The organism is Microbulbifer sp. TYP-18 (genome assembly GCF_040932045.1).
Lineage (GTDB): Bacteria > Pseudomonadota > Gammaproteobacteria > Pseudomonadales > Cellvibrionaceae > Microbulbifer.
On the sequence record NZ_JBFRBC010000005.1, the window covers coordinates 66,265 to 84,167 of the forward strand.

General features: G+C 53.2%; 16 protein-coding genes. 5 read left to right on the top strand and 11 right to left on the bottom strand.

All coding sequences use genetic code 11. The features are described from left to right. Nucleotides 1–6 precede the first annotated feature (6 nt). Genes yidC through rpmH form a run of 4 tightly spaced genes read right to left on the bottom strand, consistent with a single transcriptional unit; the run spans nt 7 to nt 2,495 of the window. On the bottom strand, nt 7–1,656 hold the full coding sequence (gene yidC / locus ABVT36_RS06880) for a membrane protein insertase YidC (protein ID WP_368455895.1): 1,650 nt from the start codon (nt 1,654–1,656) through the stop codon (nt 7–9). Between the two features lies 1 nt (nt 1,657). After that, nucleotides 1,658–1,927 carry a membrane protein insertion efficiency factor YidD gene (gene yidD / locus ABVT36_RS06885; RefSeq protein WP_368455896.1) on the bottom strand — a complete coding sequence of 90 codons (270 nt, stop codon included), beginning with the start codon at nt 1,925–1,927 and terminating at the stop codon, nt 1,658–1,660. Then, nucleotides 1,924–2,325 (bottom strand): ribonuclease P protein component, encoded by a 402-nt coding sequence (gene rnpA, locus ABVT36_RS06890; RefSeq protein WP_368455897.1) that lies wholly within the window; start codon nt 2,323–2,325, stop codon nt 1,924–1,926. Before rnpA ends, yidD begins: the two co-directional genes overlap by 4 nt. Before the next feature lie 35 nt (nt 2,326–2,360). After that, nucleotides 2,361–2,495: a 50S ribosomal protein L34 gene (rpmH, locus tag ABVT36_RS06895; protein ID WP_067084833.1), complete on the bottom strand. Its 135-nt coding sequence runs from the start codon at nt 2,493–2,495 to the stop codon at nt 2,361–2,363. 519 nt (nt 2,496–3,014) lie between these two features. On the opposite strand from rpmH, the gene dnaA reads away from it, so the two are divergent. The 4 genes from dnaA to gyrB all read left to right on the top strand — a co-directional run bounded on the left by dnaA (nt 3,015) and on the right by gyrB (nt 9,333). Next, nucleotides 3,015–4,508, top strand: coding sequence for a chromosomal replication initiator protein DnaA (gene dnaA / locus ABVT36_RS06900; protein WP_368455898.1), 1,494 nt, complete (start codon nt 3,015–3,017; stop codon nt 4,506–4,508). A 50-nt stretch (nt 4,509–4,558) separates the two neighbouring features. Beyond that, nucleotides 4,559–5,668, top strand: a complete 1,110-nt coding sequence (gene dnaN / locus ABVT36_RS06905) for a DNA polymerase III subunit beta (protein WP_368455899.1) — start codon at nt 4,559–4,561, stop codon at nt 5,666–5,668. A gap of 119 nt (nt 5,669–5,787) precedes the next feature. Next, entirely contained in the window at nt 5,788–6,915 is a 1,128-nt protein-coding gene (recF, locus tag ABVT36_RS06910; protein WP_368455900.1) for a DNA replication/repair protein RecF, read from the top strand. Beyond that, nucleotides 6,916–9,333, top strand: coding sequence for a DNA topoisomerase (ATP-hydrolyzing) subunit B (gene gyrB, locus ABVT36_RS06915; RefSeq protein ID WP_368455901.1), 2,418 nt, complete (start codon nt 6,916–6,918; stop codon nt 9,331–9,333). 100 nt (nt 9,334–9,433) lie between these two features. Here the strand turns inward: gyrB and ABVT36_RS06920 are convergent, their stop codons facing one another. From ABVT36_RS06920 to ABVT36_RS06940, 5 genes are all read right to left on the bottom strand, one after another. After that, nucleotides 9,434–9,841, bottom strand: a complete 408-nt coding sequence (locus ABVT36_RS06920; RefSeq protein ID WP_368455902.1) for a DUF5329 family protein — start codon at nt 9,839–9,841, stop codon at nt 9,434–9,436. Nucleotides 9,842–9,983: 142 nt separating this feature from the next. Further along, nucleotides 9,984–10,883, bottom strand: a complete 900-nt coding sequence (locus tag ABVT36_RS06925) for an SDR family NAD(P)-dependent oxidoreductase (protein WP_368455903.1) — start codon at nt 10,881–10,883, stop codon at nt 9,984–9,986. Nucleotides 10,884–10,954: 71 nt separating this feature from the next. Continuing rightward, nucleotides 10,955–12,025, bottom strand: a complete 1,071-nt coding sequence (locus tag ABVT36_RS06930) for an MBL fold metallo-hydrolase (protein WP_368455904.1) — start codon at nt 12,023–12,025, stop codon at nt 10,955–10,957. A gap of 286 nt (nt 12,026–12,311) precedes the next feature. Further along, nucleotides 12,312–13,550: a multidrug effflux MFS transporter gene (locus ABVT36_RS06935; RefSeq protein ID WP_368455905.1), complete on the bottom strand. Its 1,239-nt coding sequence runs from the start codon at nt 13,548–13,550 to the stop codon at nt 12,312–12,314. A 4-nt stretch (nt 13,551–13,554) separates the two neighbouring features. Beyond that, complete coding sequence (locus ABVT36_RS06940) at nt 13,555–14,616, bottom strand: metal-dependent hydrolase (RefSeq protein WP_368455906.1); 1,062 nt, start codon at nt 14,614–14,616, stop codon at nt 13,555–13,557. Nucleotides 14,617–14,950: 334 nt separating this feature from the next. On the opposite strand from ABVT36_RS06940, the gene ABVT36_RS06945 reads away from it, so the two are divergent. After that, nucleotides 14,951–15,415 carry a MarR family winged helix-turn-helix transcriptional regulator gene (locus ABVT36_RS06945; protein WP_368455907.1) on the top strand — a complete coding sequence of 155 codons (465 nt, stop codon included), beginning with the start codon at nt 14,951–14,953 and terminating at the stop codon, nt 15,413–15,415. Nucleotides 15,416–15,566: 151 nt separating this feature from the next. On the opposite strand, the gene ABVT36_RS06950 is transcribed toward ABVT36_RS06945, so the two are convergent. Both ABVT36_RS06950 and ABVT36_RS06955 read right to left on the bottom strand, forming a co-directional pair. Beyond that, nucleotides 15,567–16,355: an MBL fold metallo-hydrolase gene (locus ABVT36_RS06950; protein WP_368455908.1), complete on the bottom strand. Its 789-nt coding sequence runs from the start codon at nt 16,353–16,355 to the stop codon at nt 15,567–15,569. Nucleotides 16,356–16,528: 173 nt separating this feature from the next. Then, nucleotides 16,529–17,746, bottom strand: coding sequence for a serine hydrolase domain-containing protein (locus tag ABVT36_RS06955; RefSeq protein ID WP_368455909.1), 1,218 nt, complete (start codon nt 17,744–17,746; stop codon nt 16,529–16,531). Nucleotides 17,747–17,903 lie beyond the last annotated feature (157 nt).

The following is a 17,903-nucleotide window of genomic DNA, read 5'->3' on the forward strand; positions in this document are numbered from 1 at the left end:
GACCGTTTACTTGCCGCTGGTTTCCACCTGTCGGTTGATATACCAGGTCTGGGCGATGGAGATCAGGTTGTTGGCGATCCAGTAGAGCACCAGGCCGGCCGGGAACCAGAGGAAGAAGAATGTCATCATCACCGGCATCAACTGCAGTATCCGCGCCTGGGTGGGATCAGTTGGCTGTGGGTTCAGCTTCTGCATAAACCACATGGAGACCCCCATGATGATGGGCAGTATGAAGTAGGGGTCTTTGGCGGACAGATCGTGAATCCACAGTATCCAGGGGGCGTGGCGAAGCTCGACGGTTTCCATCAGCATCCAGTAGAGGCCGATAAATACCGGCATCTGCAGCAGTATCGGCAGGCAGCCCCCCATGGGGTTGATTTTCTCCCGGCGGTAGAGCTTCATGGTCTCTTCCGCCAGTTTCTGACGATTGTCTTTGTACTGCTCCTGCAGCTTTTTCATCTGCGGCGCAAAGGTGCGCATGCGGGCCATGGATTTGAGGCCGGCGGCGGACAGGGGATACAGCAGTGCCTTGATAAACACCGTGAGCAGGATGATGGACCAGCCCCAGTTCGCCACTATGTGCTCGTGGATAAAATTCAACACCCAGAACATGGGTTTGGCCAGCCACCACAGCCAGCCGTAGTCCACGGTCAGGTCGAGGTAGGGGGATATCTCCTCCAGGCGGAAGACATCCTTGGGCCCGGCGTAGAAAGACGCACTGATCTCGCCGCGGCTGTCGGCGGGTATCTCTACCTGGGGAGAAGTGAAGCCGAGACGGAACAATCCGTCGGAGAGCTGACGCAGCTCGAACTTGTTGGACTCCTGCTGGGGTGGTATCCAGGCACTGATAAAGTAGTGCTGCACCATGGCCACCCAGCCCCCCTGCACGGTTTCGCGGGTCGGCTTCTCCGCTATTTCCTCGAAGTCCTGCTTGAGATAGTTGTCCTCATTGCCGTGCATGGCGGCGCCCAGAAAGGGAGAGATGCCGATGCCCACGTCCACGGGGGGCTCCTGGCTGTCGCGCTTGATCTGGCCGTAGAGCGCTGCGGACCAGGGGGCTGAACTTGTGTTGTCGATCAGGTAGGAGACCCGGATCAGATAATCGCCGCGGGTAAAGTTAAAGCGTTTGGTGATGGTCGCACCCTGTTGTTGAAGGGTCAGGTCCACCTGCAGGGTGTCGCTGTTATCGGCGAGGGTAAATTCTTTGGCGTTGACGCTGTACAGTGGTCGCCCCTTGGCGCTGTCGGTACCGTTGCGGCCGATGAGCCCACTCTGCGCAATATAGGTGTGGTCGCGGGTCTGGTTCAGCAGGATGAAGGGGCGATCTACGGCATTCAGCTCTTCGTAATACTGGCGCAGGGCCACCTTGACGATGTCGCCCCCGCGGGTGTCGATCAACAGGCTGAATACGTCGGTGTCGACGGAAACCAGCTCCCGCTCAGCACTGGGCTGCTCCGCGGGTGCCTCTATCTGCGGTACATCGTCAGCGGCGGCCGGTGGGTTGCTGGTACCGGGTACTGTCACGCTTTCGCTGCGCAGAACTGTTTCCCGATCCACTGCCGGGGTGTGTTCCTGTTTAAATTGGTTCCACTGAAAAACCAGAGCCAGTAATACTGCGACTATGCAGCCCATTAGCGTATAGCGTTGCCAATCCATCTTAATTCCTAGGGTTTGCTCCCGGTCGGGTTGTTGACCGGGCCGGAAGTTGCGGTGATGCGGGGGGAACCGGATCCAACCCGCCGGGATGCCAAGGGTGGCATTTTATAAGGCGACGCAGGGTTAAATAACCCCCTTTCAGGAATCCGTGGGTTGTTAATGCCTCTTCCGCATAAAAAGAGCAAGTGGGATAAAAGCGGCACTGATTGCCGATCCAGGGGCTGGCAATCAGCCGATACAAATGGATCAGTTTGATCGCCAGCCTGGTCACCGCGGGGGCTTCCCTTTTTCGCCCCCGGTACTTTGAGCGCGTTTGGTGAGCTTGTGCCACTGCTTGTTGAACAGCGCGATCAGGGCCTGGTTATCCAGCTTGTCCAGGCCGGGCCTGGCCAGGACTACGGCATCCAGGGCCGGCAGCCGGTGTTGCCGCAGGCGAAAGGTTTCCCGTGCAACCCGCTTGATACGGTTCCGGTTGGTTGCCAGGCGAACGGACTTCTTGGCGATCACCAGCCCCAGGCGTGGGTGTCCCAGTGTATTGTGGCGCGCCAGTATCAATAGGTTGGGGTGTGCGGCACGGACTTGTGTGTCGCTGAAGACTGAGCGGTAGTGCGCCGCGTTGAGCAGGCGCAGCGGCTTGGCAAATCCGAAGTCGCTGCACTCTGGTTGCATAAGTGGCGGAGGCCCTTTATTTGACCGGGGACTACCTATGCGGACAGGACTTTGCGGCCCTTGGCGCGGCGGCGGGCCAGGATCTTGCGGCCGTTTTTGGTTGCCATGCGCGCACGAAATCCGTGGTTGCGCTTGCGCTTCAAGTTGCTGGGCTGAAATGTACGCTTCATAGTCTTGCTACCTGGGACCTTTTATACGGAGACCGGGGTGCCGCTTTTCGTTGCGGGGCGGCCCCCTGCCGCGGCTTTGTGCAGGCTCTTATCGGCGGAGCCAAGCGCTGCGAAGGCGGCGGATTGTACAGAAACACAGCAGGCAAAGCAACGCGATTGTGCGGTCTCCGGCGTTCCAGCACCTGCCCGTACATCCATGACTTACCAGTCCGATTCGACTGTCGGGTTGGGGCGCCGGGGCAGGTGCTGCGATCCACCGATTGACACCAAGATATTCACAGCTTATTCAGTTTTGGTGGCTGTGGACTTGTGCGCTCTGGGCGCAGTTGGGTGGCAACTCGTTGAAAATCGGCGGATTTGCCCGGAGAAATATCCACCAGCGTGCAGTTTCTTGTGGATAAAAATAGGGCTTAGGGGTACACTGATCCGCTGCTGTGGGTAGTCCCGGTTGTCTAGTGGTCGACGTTTCTACTCTTCTCCGATCTTTTGATGCGTTGCCAACTGCGATAGGGGTTTTTCTTGACTGAATCCGTGTGGAAGCTGTGCGCCAGCTGTCTCCAGGAAGAGCTGCCTTCGCATCAGTTCAACACCTGGATACGGCCACTGCAGGTGGACCCGGCCAGCAGCGGCGGTCAATTGCGCCTGTTGGCGCCCAATCGCTTTATTCTGGACTGGGTGGGAGACAAATTCCTGGGCAGGATTCTCGAACTGGTGCAGCAGTTTGGCGGCGAAGCGCCACCGCAGGTGGTGCTGGAGATATCTGCCCGCAGGCCGGCGCGGTTTCAGCGGGGCGGCGCATCGGCGGGGCCCGGCGGGCGCATGCCTGTGGAGCACAATGTGGCGCAGACTGCACCCGCAGTCCCGGAGAGGTCTCCCGCAGCACAGAGTAATGGCGGCGAGGTCGCGCGGACAAATCTCAGGTCTAGCCCGGCTCAGCGCCCCCCTGCGGAGTCGCCCCCCCGCAAGGTAGAGGTAGAGGGTGCCATTAAACGTGGCAGCGCCCTCAACAACAGTTTTACCTTCACTTCTTTCGTCGAGGGCAAGTCCAACCAGTTGGGGCTGGCGGCGGCCCAACAGATAGCCGATAACCCCGGTGGTGCCTACAACCCACTGTTTATCTATGGCGGCGTCGGCCTGGGTAAGACCCACCTGGTGCACGCGGTGGGCAATGCTTTGCTGGACCGAAATCCCAACGCCAAAGTGGTGTATCTGCATTCTGAGCGCTTTGTGGCGGACATGGTTAAGGCCCTGCAGCTCAATGCCATCAGTGATTTCAAACGCTACTACCGGTCCGTGGACGCCCTGTTGATCGACGACATCCAGTTTTTCGCCGGCAAGGAGCGCTCCCAGGAGGAGTTCTTCCACACCTTCAATGCACTGTTGGAGGGCGGGCAACAGATCATCTTGACCAGTGACCGATACCCCAAGGGGATTGACGGCCTCGAGGAGCGTTTGAAATCCCGCTTCGGCTGGGGGCTGACGGTGGCGGTGGAGCCCCCAGAACTCGAAACCCGGGTGGCCATTTTGATGAAGAAGGCGGAGCAGGTAGGGGTGGAGCTGCCCCACGACTCGGCATTTTTTATCGCCCAGCGTATTCGCTCCAATGTGCGGGAACTGGAAGGGGCCCTGCGGCGGGTGATTGCCAACGCCCAGTTTACCGGGCGGCCAATCGACGACATTATGGTGCGCGAGGCCCTGAAGGACCTGTTGGCTTTGCAGGACCGGCTGGTGAGTATCGACAATATACAGAGGGTGGTGGCCGAGTATTACAAGATCAAGGTTGCGGACCTTTTGTCCAAGCGCCGCAGCCGGTCAGTGGCGCGGCCGCGACAGGTAGCCATGTCGCTGGCGAAGGAACTGACCAATCACAGCTTGCCGGAGATCGGGGATGCTTTTGGCGGGCGGGACCACACCACAGTATTGCATGCCTGCCGCAAAATTCGCGAACTACAGGAATCCAGTGCGGATATCCGCGAGGATGTGAAGTTATTGACGCGCTCCCTGACTACCTGACCGGGCAGGGGAGGGCGATGAACAAAAGATGGAATAAGGCGAAGTGACCGATGAAATTCAATGTTAACCGGGATGCCCTTCTGAGACCGCTGCAGCTGGTGGCCGGTGTGGTTGAGAAGCGGCAGACGATGCCTGTGCTGGCCAATGTGCTGATGCAGCTGCAAGGGCAGCAACTGTCCCTCACAGGTACTGACCTTGAGGTTGAAATCGTGGGGCGGTTACCGGTGGATGGGGTCGAAATGGAAGGGGAGGTGACGGTTCCGGCACGCAAACTCCTGGATATCTGTCGTTCCCTGCCGGATGGCGCCGAGCTGAAATTTGATCGGGACGGCGAACGCCTGGTGGTTCGCAGTGGCCGCAGCCGCTTCCAGTTATCGACGCTGGCAGCGGCGGACTTCCCCAACCGGGAGGAGATGAGCGTGCAGACCCAGTTCGGCATCTCCCAGGGGGAGATCCGCCGCTTGATCGATGCCACCAGCTTCGCTATGGCCCAGCAGGATGTACGCTATTACCTCAATGGCCTGCTCCTGGAGTGTCGCCCGCAGCAGTTGCGCGCCGTGGCCACCGACGGCCACCGGCTGGCCATGTGTGATCGGGATGCGGCGGGTTTGAATGTGGAATCCCCGATACAGGTGATAGTACCGCGCAAAGGTGTTTTGGAGCTTGGCCGCCTGCTGGAGGACGGCGAGGCGCCGGCGGAAGTGGTGCTTGGCAATAACCATATCCGCGTCGTCTGTGGCCAGTTCACTTTTACCTCACAGTTGGTGGATGGCAAATTCCCGGACTACGAGCGGGTTGTGCCCCAGTCTACCGGCGCCGAAATATTTGCCGATCGTCAGGCTTTGCGTCAGTCGCTGTCCCGGGCGGCAATCTTGTCCAATGAAAAGTACCGGGGCGTCAGGTTGCGGGTCACCGAAGGGTTGCTGCAGATAGTGGCCAACAACCCGGAGCAGGAAGAGGCAGAAGAGCAGCTGGTGGTGGATTACGTGGGTGAGCCTCTGGAGATAGGTTTCAATGTCGGCTATCTGCTCGACGCGACGGGCGCTATTCACGGGGATCAGGTGCGAATCGGCCTCGCTGATGCCAATAGTAGCGCCCTGTTGCAGCAGCCGGATGAGGCCGGCGATTCACGCTATGTCATTATGCCGATGCGGTTGTGAGCTGGGTTTGCGTTCTTATTTGATCAAATTTGCGGTCTTTGGCATGTGGAAGGGTGCTCGGCGGTCCTCCGGCGTCTGGTTCCGAATAGCCTTATCGCAGACTTTCGGGTTGGGTGGCGGTGGCAAGTCTCCGGCGACTCTCCCTTAGCGCTTTTCGCAACATAGAACAGGCGGATTTACGCCTGCAGGCCGGCACCAATGTATTTTATGGCGCTAACGGCAGTGGTAAGACATCTCTGCTTGAAGCCGTGCATCTGCTGGCCAGTGGAAGGTCCTTTCGGTCGCGGCTGTTGCAGTCGGTTGTGCAGGAGGGAAAGGCCGGGCTGACTGTGTTTGGCGAGTTGGAGAGTGGTTTGACCCTTGGGGTGCAGAAGCAGCTCGGGGGCGGCAGCCGTATCCACATTAACCAGGTGCCGGCTACCTCCAGTTCTCAGTTGGCCACGTCGTTGCCACTACAGGTCATACATAGCGAAAGTTTTGCCGCTTTGAATGGCGGCCCCGGGGTTCGGAGGCGATTGCTGGACTGGACAGTGTTCCACGTGGAACATCGGTTTATGGAGGTGTGGAAGCGTTATCAGGTCGCCTTGCGGCAGAGAAACGCTTTGTTGCGGCAGGGCAGGGTCGATGTCGGCCTCCTGTCACTATGGGAACAGCGGTTGGCGGAGAGCGGTACCGAAGTGGATCAGTTGAGAACCGGTGTCTATAGCCGCCTTTCGGCGGAGACAGCGGGGCTGCTGGAGCAACTGGAGGAATCTCCCCTGAGACGGATCGTTATGTCCTACCGCCGGGGCTGGAAAAAGGATCGTCCGTTGGCGGAGGCGTTGCGTGATTCCCGCGACGCCGATATGGCCCAGGGATTTGGTCGTTCGGGCCCCCATAGAGCGGACCTGCACTTTAGCGTCGGCGGAGAGGCGGCCCACAATATCCTGTCCCGGGGTCAGCAGAAAATGCTGGTGTGTGTTTTACGGGCGGCAATGGCGGCAGTAGTGCGGCGGGAGGGGGAGAAACCCCTGTTCCTTATTGATGACCTGCCGGCAGAACTGGACCAGGATAACCAGTTACAATTCGCGCAGTGGATAAGTCGTTGCGCCGCGCAGGTGGTGGTGACGGGCATCGATGGGGACATCACCAGCCGTCCATGGAGAAGACTGGAATCCCCCTGGAATCAGCCCGCAATGTTCCACGTGGAACATGGACATATCAATTCAAGGCCCGAAATGGGCAGCCAAGTTGAACGGAGTGACTAAATGTCAGAGCAGAGCAGCTATGACTCCAGCAGTATCAAAGTGCTGAAGGGCCTGGATGCGGTACGGAAACGCCCGGGAATGTATATTGGCGACACCGATGACGGCACCGGGTTGCACCATATGGTTTTTGAGGTGGTGGACAACTCCATTGACGAAGCCCTGGCGGGGCATTGCGATGAGGTCCGCGTCATCATTCATCCGGATGAGACAGTTACCGTCTCCGACAATGGCCGTGGTATCCCCACTGAAATACACCCGGAGGAAGGCGTCTCTGCAGCCGAGGTCATTATGACCGTGCTGCACGCCGGCGGTAAGTTTGATGACAACACTTATAAAGTGTCCGGAGGCCTACACGGTGTGGGCGTTTCCGTGGTCAACGCCCTATCGGCGGAGCTGAAAATGACGATCCGTCGTGACGGCAGGATTCACGAGCAGACCTACCGGGATGGTGTACCCCAGGCACCCCTGGCGGTAGTTGGGGAAACCGACACCACGGGCACCACGGTACACTTCAAGCCCTCCCCGGATACCTTTAGCAACATCGAATTCCACTTCGACGTACTGGCCAAGCGCTTACGTGAACTGTCCTTTCTGAACTCCGGCGTGCGTATCCTTCTCAAGGACGAACGCAGCGGCAAAGAGGAAATTTATGAATACGGCGGGGGTTTGCGCGCCTTCGTGGAGTTCCTCAACCACGCCAAGACGCCAATCAACAAGGTATTGCACTTTCAAAGCCAGCGGGACGACGGCATCGGTGTCGAGGTGGCCCTGCAATGGAACGACAGCTTCCAGGAAAATATCTACTGCTACACCAACAATATTCCCCAGCGTGACGGAGGAACCCACCTGGCGGGGTTCCGTGCGGCCCTGACCAGGGGACTGAACAACTACATCGAAAAGGAAGGGCTGGGCAAAAAGGACAAAGTGAATACCACCGGCGATGATGCCCGCGAGGGGCTCACTGCGATTATCTCGGTTAAGGTCCCAGACCCCAAGTTCTCTTCCCAGACCAAGGACAAACTGGTTTCCTCGGAAGTCAAAACTGCCGTTGAGCAGGAAATGGGCCAGCATTTTAACGACTATCTGCTGGAAAACCCCCAGGAAGCCAAGTCAGTGGTCACCAAAATGATTGACGCCGCCAAGGCGCGGGAGGCGGCGCGCAAGGCCCGGGAAATGACCCGGCGCAAGGGTGCCCTGGATATCGCCGGGTTGCCCGGCAAACTGGCGGACTGCCAGCAGAAGGACCCGGCGCTGTCGGAAATCTACCTGGTGGAGGGTGACTCCGCCGGCGGTTCCGCCAAACAGGGTCGCGACAGGCGGACCCAGGCGATACTGCCCCTCAAAGGCAAGATCCTCAATGTGGAAAAAGCGCGTTTCGACAAAATGCTCTCCAGCGCCGAAGTCGGCACCCTGATCACCGCTCTGGGGTGTGGTATCGGCAAGAGTGAGTTCGATGCAGATAAGATCCGTTATCACAGCATCATTATCATGACCGACGCCGATGTGGACGGCGCCCATATCCGTACCCTGCTGCTGACCTTCTTTTTCCGCCAGATGCCGGAGCTGATAGAGCGCGGGCATATCTATATCGCCCAGCCGCCCCTGTACAAAATCTCCAAAGGCAAGCAGGAGCAGTATCTCAAGGATGAAGCGGCGCTGACCCAGTTTCTCACCAACGCCGCCCTGGAAGGTACCACCCTGTTTGTAAACCCCGAGGCCCCCGGGCTGTCGGGGCAGTCCCTGGAGAGTCTGGTGGGGGAATACCGCGCTGTACTGGCCACGATCGACCGGTTGGCACGCCTGTACCCGGAAGAGGTGTTGCGCAGTATGATTTACCTGCCCCACCTTACCAAGATGGATCTCCAGTCCCGGGAAAAAATGGAATCCTGGTGTGCGCAACTGCAGAACAAGCTGGAAGGGGAGGCGGACGACGGTCGCAGCCATCAGGTGTCCGTGCGGGAAAATACCGAACGGGGACTGTTCCTACCCCATATCCATGTAGTGGCCCATGGCGTGGGTAGCGATTACCAGGTCAGTCACGAATTCTTCGACTCCGCCGAGTATGCCGCTATCTGCGCCCTGGGTGAAAAGATGGTGGATCTGTTGGAAGAGGGCGCTTATGTCCAGCGGGGAGAGAAGCAGCAGGCCGTCAGCAGCTTCCCGGAGGTCATGGACTGGCTGATGAACGAGAGCCGCCGGGGCTACGGTATCCAGCGCTACAAAGGACTGGGAGAGATGAACCCGGAGCAGTTGTGGGAGACCACTATGGATCCGGAGAGCCGGCGCATGCTGCAGGTCACCGTAGAGGACGCAATCGCCGCCGACCAGATTTTTACCACCCTGATGGGTGACCAGGTGGAGCCCCGCCGGGACTTTATCGAAACCAATGCGTTGGCGGTGGAAAACCTGGACGTGTAAAAGCAGTTAACACTATTGGGCCGGGGCTTTTCCCGGCCCCGTTAGGCACGGAATTTTCAACACTACCCTATTTAGCCCCCATAGAGTTTATATCACCTACTTAGAAGCTCGTGGTATCGCGATAATTATGCAGTTCTCTTAGAAGCCAAGAAGAAGTTAACTGTCTTCCGCCTTGACCGTAACACTGTGTGAAGTAAGGCTTTCCGGTAAAAACACTTTTGGTCGCGCTCAATTCAATAAATTCCTCAGTACTATCTATTTCGGCTTTGAAATGGTTGTATTTCCGCTGGATATGCTTTGCAGCCTCTTCGGCGGCATGTGACTTGCCATTTCGAATAAACAAACAGTTGGAACTGGATACAAAAGAGAGAAGATAGCTAATTTCCTGTTTTACAACCTCAGAAGACAGGCAGGCAGGACTTAATGAGAATAAACCCATTAAGAGAAGAAGCTTTATTTGCTTCGAAAATAAATCTGCTGTTTTTGCAACGAAGCGCACCCGATCCACTAGTTTACTCCCAGCAAACATGGCCCGATAAAATACCTGCTGACAAATGATCAATTCTAAAATTGTTGTCCATAGACACGATACGCCTGGCAAAGAATGCTATTTATCAACAGGTTTTCCTTTTGTCTTTGTAACTCACTGATCAGATTACTGGCAGGCCAACCATTTTGGCACTTTCCTGCCAAAGACTGTCCCGAGCATTGTCATCACTGGCAAGTTCAGATGGATCGGGATAAGTGAGCTCACCGCGTACCAGTGAAGCGTAGACGCGTCCCTCTGGAGGCGTTGCGTCACCGAGGGTGAGTTGAGCTAGTGCTTCCCCAGCACGCTCAGGTGAGCCAGGGTACATCATGGGAATAAAGTTGCTGCCCAGGCGAAGCAATAGATGTACAAGGCCATTGTTCATAAGGAGGCGTTGCCATTTGGCGGAATGGCGGGATAGGGAAGTTCGCACCGTTAAGCCCGGGTTGTAAGCGATAATCTCGCACTCCCTTTCCCTGGCGATCTCCTGAAGCGTCAGCGCGCGCGCGGTCAACAGGTTACATAATTTGGATGCAGCATAGGCTTTCATCCCCGAGCCTTCCGCCCTGGCGCTGGACCACACGCCAATATTCAGGGGTTTGGGTGCCTGGGCGTGCACATCGCTGGTTGTGATAATTAACCTTCCGCGGTGCGACATTTTCGGTAGGAGCAGCCTGGCCAATAAATAGTGAGACAAGTGATTAACGGCGAAGGTTATTTCAAACCCATCTTCTGTTGACTGTGTGGTGTCACTGAAGGCTGTGCCCGCGTTCAGCACAAGTGCATCGATGGACTCGTCTTCAAGAGTTTCCTGAACCATACCGGCAAATGCCCACACACTTTCCAATGAGGAGAGGTCCAGTGGCAGCGATTCACCAAATTCCGGTGCGGTTCCCCTGGTGCCCACAATGATGCGGCAATTTGAGGAAGCGAGCTTTCTCAAAGCGTGAGCTCCAATGCCTGCTGTGGCTCCGGTCATCACCACGACGGGTGATTGGGATTTGCTATGTGATTCTGACATAAATATATTTCCTGTGTTAATTTCGGGTATGCCGAACGTGTATCAGCGGATGCTGATGTTCGGGCTACTGCTTATTTAAGACTTGCGCTTCTGGCAGGTGACCCGGAAGCCAACTCGAAAGGTTGCCCTATTTCCAAAGTAATAAATTCTGACGGCCCGATATCGGCTTCCTTTTTGGCTTGTTCGAGGAACTTGACCGGCTCATTGATAGCTTCAGCCGTGAGCTGAAAGGTGCCGTAGTGCATTCCAATTGATATGCCAGCCTGGAGGTCGAGGTGGGCCTGGACAGCATCTGAGGGGTCCATATGGACCTCCTCAAAGAACTCTCTGGGTGCATAGGCGCCAATCGGCAAAAACGCAATGTCGACTGGGCCAAATCGCTCGAAAGTGCGTTTGTAGTGGTCCGCGTAACCGCTGTCACCACCAAAATAGATTTTCTGGCCAGCGATTTCCAATAGAAAACCACCCCAGAGGGTCGAATTTCGATCCGTTAACCAACGGCCGGAAAAGTGTTGTACATCGACAAACCAAAGCTGGAAATCGTCAGCAACTCTGGATGCCTCCCACCAATCAAGCTCAATAATTTGTTCCGATCCTGACAGGCGTTCACCGACCCCAAGTCCCATGTATATTTTTGGGTTATCCCGTTTGGCTAGCGCCCGGATGGAATCAAGATCCAGGTGGTCATAATGATCATGGCTGATGATAATAACGTCAATTGGCGGTAGGTTTTCGATCGCTATGCCCGGGCTATGAACACGCTTTGGCCCCAGGAATGAAAACGGGCTCGTACGTTCTGAAAACACAGGATCCGTAAGGATGTTAAACCCTCCGGTCTGCAATAAAAACGTAGCGTGATTGATAAAGGTGATACGGGTATTTGAGTTGACAACCTTTTTGACTGGAGATGTATCGGCACTAGTATCCACCCACTCCGGCCAAACCGAGGGTTCCACATCCGACTCAAGTACAGACTTAAACATTTCCCAGAAGGAGAGAAATTTTACCGAATTGGTATTCTTAAAGGCATCGTTTTCGAAGTTGGGAGACGAATGTCTTGTGTCCATATAAGAACTTGCACAAGCTACGAAAAATACAGCAAGGAAAATGACAGTAAACTTTTTCAAATCAAGAACACTCACAAGTATGAACCGTATAAAATTGGATTGTGTTGTCGGAAACAGCTATATTCCCGTTTCAAATTAACAACTTAGCTTTCCATCTTTTGTGCGTTAATTACCTCGCACGCTTTTCTTGGGCCAGAACTTCAGGCCAATGCATCCACACGACTACCATCACCAATCAACGACCGCATTTCACTCAGCGGAGAGGACAGATCTGCACAGGCCCTGATCCATAATGTTCGCTGAAACATATCGCTGAACCAGAGGGTGCAACACGGGATATGGGATCTTATCGCCTGGCATATCAGCCACCTGTACTTATTGCCTCTGGTGGCGGGTTGTAGACAATACTCGCCTGAGACTTGCTGCCCCACATCACCGCAATCATAGATAGCAGACCTGCAACCATAGCGCCAAACATCAGGGACTGAACGCTCTGGTTTAAGATTCCGCTGATCAACCAACCAAAAGCCAGAGCAATACAGCCGGAGAGAAAACTAATAGCCGAATTTGCCAGCCCTGTAACATGGCCCAGAGGCTGCAGGGCAATAGCGTTCATATTTCCCATAATCAAGCCAAAACAGAAAAAGATGGCTGATATGGCCCCCAGGAAAGCATAGAGCGGCAAGGGTGTGAAAAAGCCAAAGATGTACATCGAACTACTGACCGCTATCACGCCGACGAGCGCAAATCTGCAGATATCCTGTAAGCCAAAGTGCTTGACCAGTTTTGCATTCAGAAGGCTGGCAATCCCGATCGAGACAGCTGCCAGTGCAAAGAAAAATGCAAACAGGTCGGCAACCTTGAAAACGCCCCGATAAATCTGTTCTGCGGACATGAGGTAAGTCATGAATACCCCTTGAATCAGTCCCATTGCGATCAGGCAGCTGCTTGTGATGCGGTTGGACAGGGTGGCACTCAGCCCTTCAAGAATCGGTGTAATACCTCCGGGCTGGCGTTTGTCATGGGGTAGAGTCTCCGGCTGACGCAACCAGCCCCAAACCGCCGCTATGCAGCTGAGGGTGAACAATAGCCAGAATATGGCTCGCCAGCCTGCCAGGGATAAGATGCTCTGACCAAGCATAGGAGCTATACAGGGTACCAATATGAAGACCGAAATGGCCCAGGACATGATTCTCGCCATTGGTGCACCTTCGAAGCGATCGCGGACGATAGCGAGCGGGACTATCCTCAACGCTGCAGCGCCGGCGCCCTGCAGAAAGCGGCCGGTAATAAAAAGAGTTGAGTTTTCAGCCAGGACCGACACCAGGCTCCCAAGGATAAATACCAATACTCCAGTCAATAGAGTTGGCCTGCGCCCGATACAGTCAGAAACCGGGCCATAAATAAGTTGCCCGATCGTCATCCCAAGGAACATAACACCAATGATCAGCTGCGCAGCATTGCCTTCCGACAAACCAAAGGTTGCGGCCATTTCCGGCATGGCAGGCAGGACCGCATCGATTGAAAGGGCGCCCATAGAGGCCATAATGGCAACCAGGGATACGAATTCAATTTCGTTCCGCTTACTGATGGTGGACATAGTACTACTCCCAAATTTTCGCCCAAATCGAACTGAGCTCATCCGAAAATTCAAGGTTTTCTACATCTCCGCTATACATTTGAGCGCCGCTGAGATTGAGCCTCTCATCGAATTCAAACAGACCACCAAAAAATGAAGCGGCAGGATCGAAGGTAAAACCGAAACGCATATCCGTTAGTATCACCTGGGGGCTTCCATCTTTATCAGATTCTCTGACCTGTGCCCTTAACATATCGGTTGAGAACCACTTGAGAACTTTTCCCTGCTCACTACCTAGAGCTTTGTCAACCAATTCGCCAGATTCACTTTCGTAGTAATGCAGCTGAATGGAATTACGTGCCACTGTGCTAAAAAATCCCACTGCATAACGACCATCACTGTCTTTGGCAACCACGCGCCATAACAAAATATTAAACATCGTTGGTGATGCACGTACATCAGTTGGGTTGAAATCCTCACTTGAAAGCTGCTCAATCAAAGCTGCTCTCGCGTCCCAGGAATTGTGTAATCCCAGGCCCAAATAAAAACTTGAGAAAATGAGGGCACTGACTGCCCACAGGCGAAACCTGTTTTGTTGTAGAGGTTTGACCAAACCGTAAATGACTGCCGCTACCAAGGGCAAAGTGTATACAGGATCGACAATGGAGATTCCATCCAATGTAAAGCGTTCGTTACTTAGGGGTGTCAGGATTTGTGTGCCATAGGTAGTGAAAAGGTCGAGTAGTGGATGTGTGATTAGCGCCCACAAACACAGCTGATACCATGTCCAGAAATGGCCTACAGAAGGGCCTGCCGGATTGTTAGGGGTGCTGTCTTTCCACATACCCCATTTCATAGCCAGCCAGGCTGTTGGCACTGCGAAAAAAGGCAGCAATAAAACGGAATGACTTAATCCCCGATGGGTTGCCATATAGGCGAAGTCGTCGCTACCAATACTGAATAGGAAGTCCATATCCGGTAACAGTCCGCAGACTGCACCGACGACAATGGCCTTGCGGCCCAGCTTGTTACTGAAAGCTGCTTGCCCTATGCAAGCACCGAGGGCTATTTGTGTAAGCGTATCCATGACTCAGTAGTCACCTCCAGAAGGGCCGATAGTGTTGGCATTCGTGTGTCCATTTCCACGGAAATAGGTACTAAAGCCCCCCAAGAAAGCGGTTTTTGGCGGGAATATGGCAATTGGGTCCAAAATCATAAGTTCTCCTGACGGCCGGGCTTATTGAAGTCAGCATAGTTTGACAAGAATAGTAATCCAGATTAATATTCTCGTCAATCATTTCGCTCGGATTCGCCGGGTAAACATATTTACATTTAGGGAATAGCTGCTAGTTTATGAAGCTGGCTGGAGTACGGGATCCATTTGAAGAGTCACAGCTCTGCTATCTGTCCAATGAGTATGTATGAAGAAAATCAAGCCCCCATCGCCTGAAAAGCTCACACAAATTGAAGCAGCCCACCAGATTTTGATGCAAGGCATTCAGCTTCGGCAAAATCTCAATACGGCTCTACTGCAAAAGTGTGATGTCACTCTTTCAGAGAAAGAGCTTTTGGCTAAAATTTATATGTCGGGGGAGAAGATACGCATGAGTGACGTTTCCAAAACGCTCATGTTTACCGAGGGTGGCGCTACCAAAATAATAAAGAGGCTCGTCGAACGCGGATTTGTTACGCGGCAACAATCTGAGCAGGATGGACGTGTATTTCTGATTGATATTACCGATTCCGGCGCAGAAAAGCTTGCCAAAGCCCTGGAGACTATGGAATCCGTGGCCTACCCACTGATGAAGGAAACATTCACTGCCAAAGAATGTGAAACCGTTACAAAGTTACTCAAGAAGCTTGGCGCAAACTTCCCGGAGGCGTGACGATCCATTTTTTGTCCAGTCACGCTGCCTTAGGAAGAGTACTTAAAAATCACTTGCAAATAAGCGCCTTGGGCTGTTCAAGACGGAAGAAATGCCAGAAGTCGCTAGCGGGCACAGGGATGCTCAATGAATAAAGGGCTGAAACTTTTAGTCATGAGTCACCAGCCGGTTCCAGTATGGTAATGGTGCGTTCCACAAATCTTACCTCCGCGCTTCTGGGTAGGAACTGGGGTCTATTTGTGAAATTAAAACTCCTGAGAATACGCTGTAGTTTCCGGTCCAACAGCATTTCGTCAACCGTTTTACCAGCCTTTTGAAGCACTCCAACACGCTCTATCCATCTAAGCGTACTCTCTTTATAAGCTTTAACAACATCTTTACCTGCGGGCTCCCCATGTCCAGGAATAACCAGGCTATTCTTACGGCCTACTTTCAAAATAGTATCAATTGCGTGGACAAACCCATCCACACCACCAGCGTAAAAGGTAGGATGCCAATTAGTGGAAAAAACATCACCCGTGAATATGATATTACTCTCAATATGATAAAATATTTTGTCACTCGAACTATGGGAAATTACCGGATAGGTTTCCAAGGAAGAGAAATCGGCTTCATTTATTGTAGCTCCCAGAGCGAGAAAGTAGTCATTGCCTCCCGAGTGATCACTATGCCCATGGGTATTCAAAATATGCAGATCGCTGATCTCATAGAACTTGCAAATAATTTCCTCCAACTCTTGAAGCCTGTCTTTGCCTGGAGAAGGGTCGATTAAAATTACCTTATTACCAACTTCAAGAATACCGATATTTGTACTATTATTTGCAGTACTGGTTAAAAGCAGTGATCCATTACCCAGTTTTCTTTCAAAAAATTTAATATTTGCATTAGAAAAACTTAACGATGCAATCGAAAGGGCAAAGAAACCAACAAGAATTTTCATTGAATTATCCAAAACAATATTAGATATAACAAAGTTTGGTCCAGGAAATAAGCTCTTTAAAATCTGTGCCGCCAGTAACGTTGGCTTACATGGCTTTTAGCGATTTCCTGCACGATGTTGTTAGAGAACGGCAGTTTTATACAGTATGTACCCTTTTTTTGTTCATATACAACTTACTGTACAAAAGCCGGCAGAATTCTCTCTGCAACTATCTGCAGGTAATTAGTATCGTTATCATGACCAGTGAACACAACCTGAAGATCGAGTTCCTTAAGCAGAATGATTTGCTGGCCATAACCTCCCTGAGCAGATGAGCTGAAATAGCTTTTGTCGCCGTGTCTCATATCAGCACTCCACCAGAAATAACCATATCCCTGATTAAAGGTATCTTTACCGCCGTAATGAAATTCTTCATCGCTGGTATCAACGAGCCTGTCGATTGCTTTACTGATAAAGGCTTCCGGGAGAAGTTGTTCACCATTCCATTTTCCTTTGTTCATGGCCAGGGTTCCCAATTTGACCATATCGCGCGATGTCATGCTTGCACGAGACCCCGCTTGCGGCAGTCCGCTATTAGGATTGGTGCTCCAAGCGTAATTTGTTATGCCTAATTTATTGAGAAATTCATTTTTAATAAAATCTTCAGCGGTCCCCGGAACGACTGCCTCAATGACCTGCATTACCAGATCCGGATTGAAGTTGCCATATTCGAATCTTTGAGACTCCAAGGTAATAGGACCGCTTTGCTCGAGAAGGGCCTGAACCAGGCCCTGGCCTTTCAAAGCATCCGGATTTTCCTCAACTTTTTTCCATTTGTCTTCACTGATGAGAAGTCCCCCGCGCATGGTCAATGCATGATTCAGGGTAATCCGTTCTGCACCTTTAACGAAATTTTTTGGGTTCAGCTCCTTGAGAAAGCTGACCAGCGGCCTGTCTAAATCGGCCATGGTCAGATAGCCCAATTGGATTGCGCGGCCGAGTGCTAAGCCGGTGTAAGCTTTAGTCGCAGAGGCCTGGGGATGCGGCAGATTGATACGGCCGCGCAAATAATAGGATTCAAACAAGAGCTTACCCTTGTGAGCGATCAGCATACTGTCAAATTTTCCGTGGTCGCCGTTGGCAATCTCGCGAGCCAGCTCAACAATCATGCCTTTATTGCCACCATCGACGCCTAATTCACCCACAACAAGTGCATCCTTTCTGTACCCTGGGGCTACATCAATAAAGGACTTGTCGAGATAGGGAATATCCCGGAAGGAAAGCCCTGCTTCAGCAGCCGTAGCTTCTGGTGCGGGCGTGCTATTTTCTTTCGTACCCGCCGCGGTAAAGCTGCTTAAAAAGACTAATAACATGACAGCGAGTAAATCCATAGGTTTAAAATTAGTGGTCATATTGCCCTCTCCGTGATTAGCAGAGCCACAGGTTTAATATCAGCAGTTACTGTAAGCTCCCCTGCGAAATGAATGTTGTTTAGATATATTTGAACAGGGGGTCAGTCTGTGCGGATCGGCTTTAGAAGACATGACGTCTTTATGACTTTTAAATGAT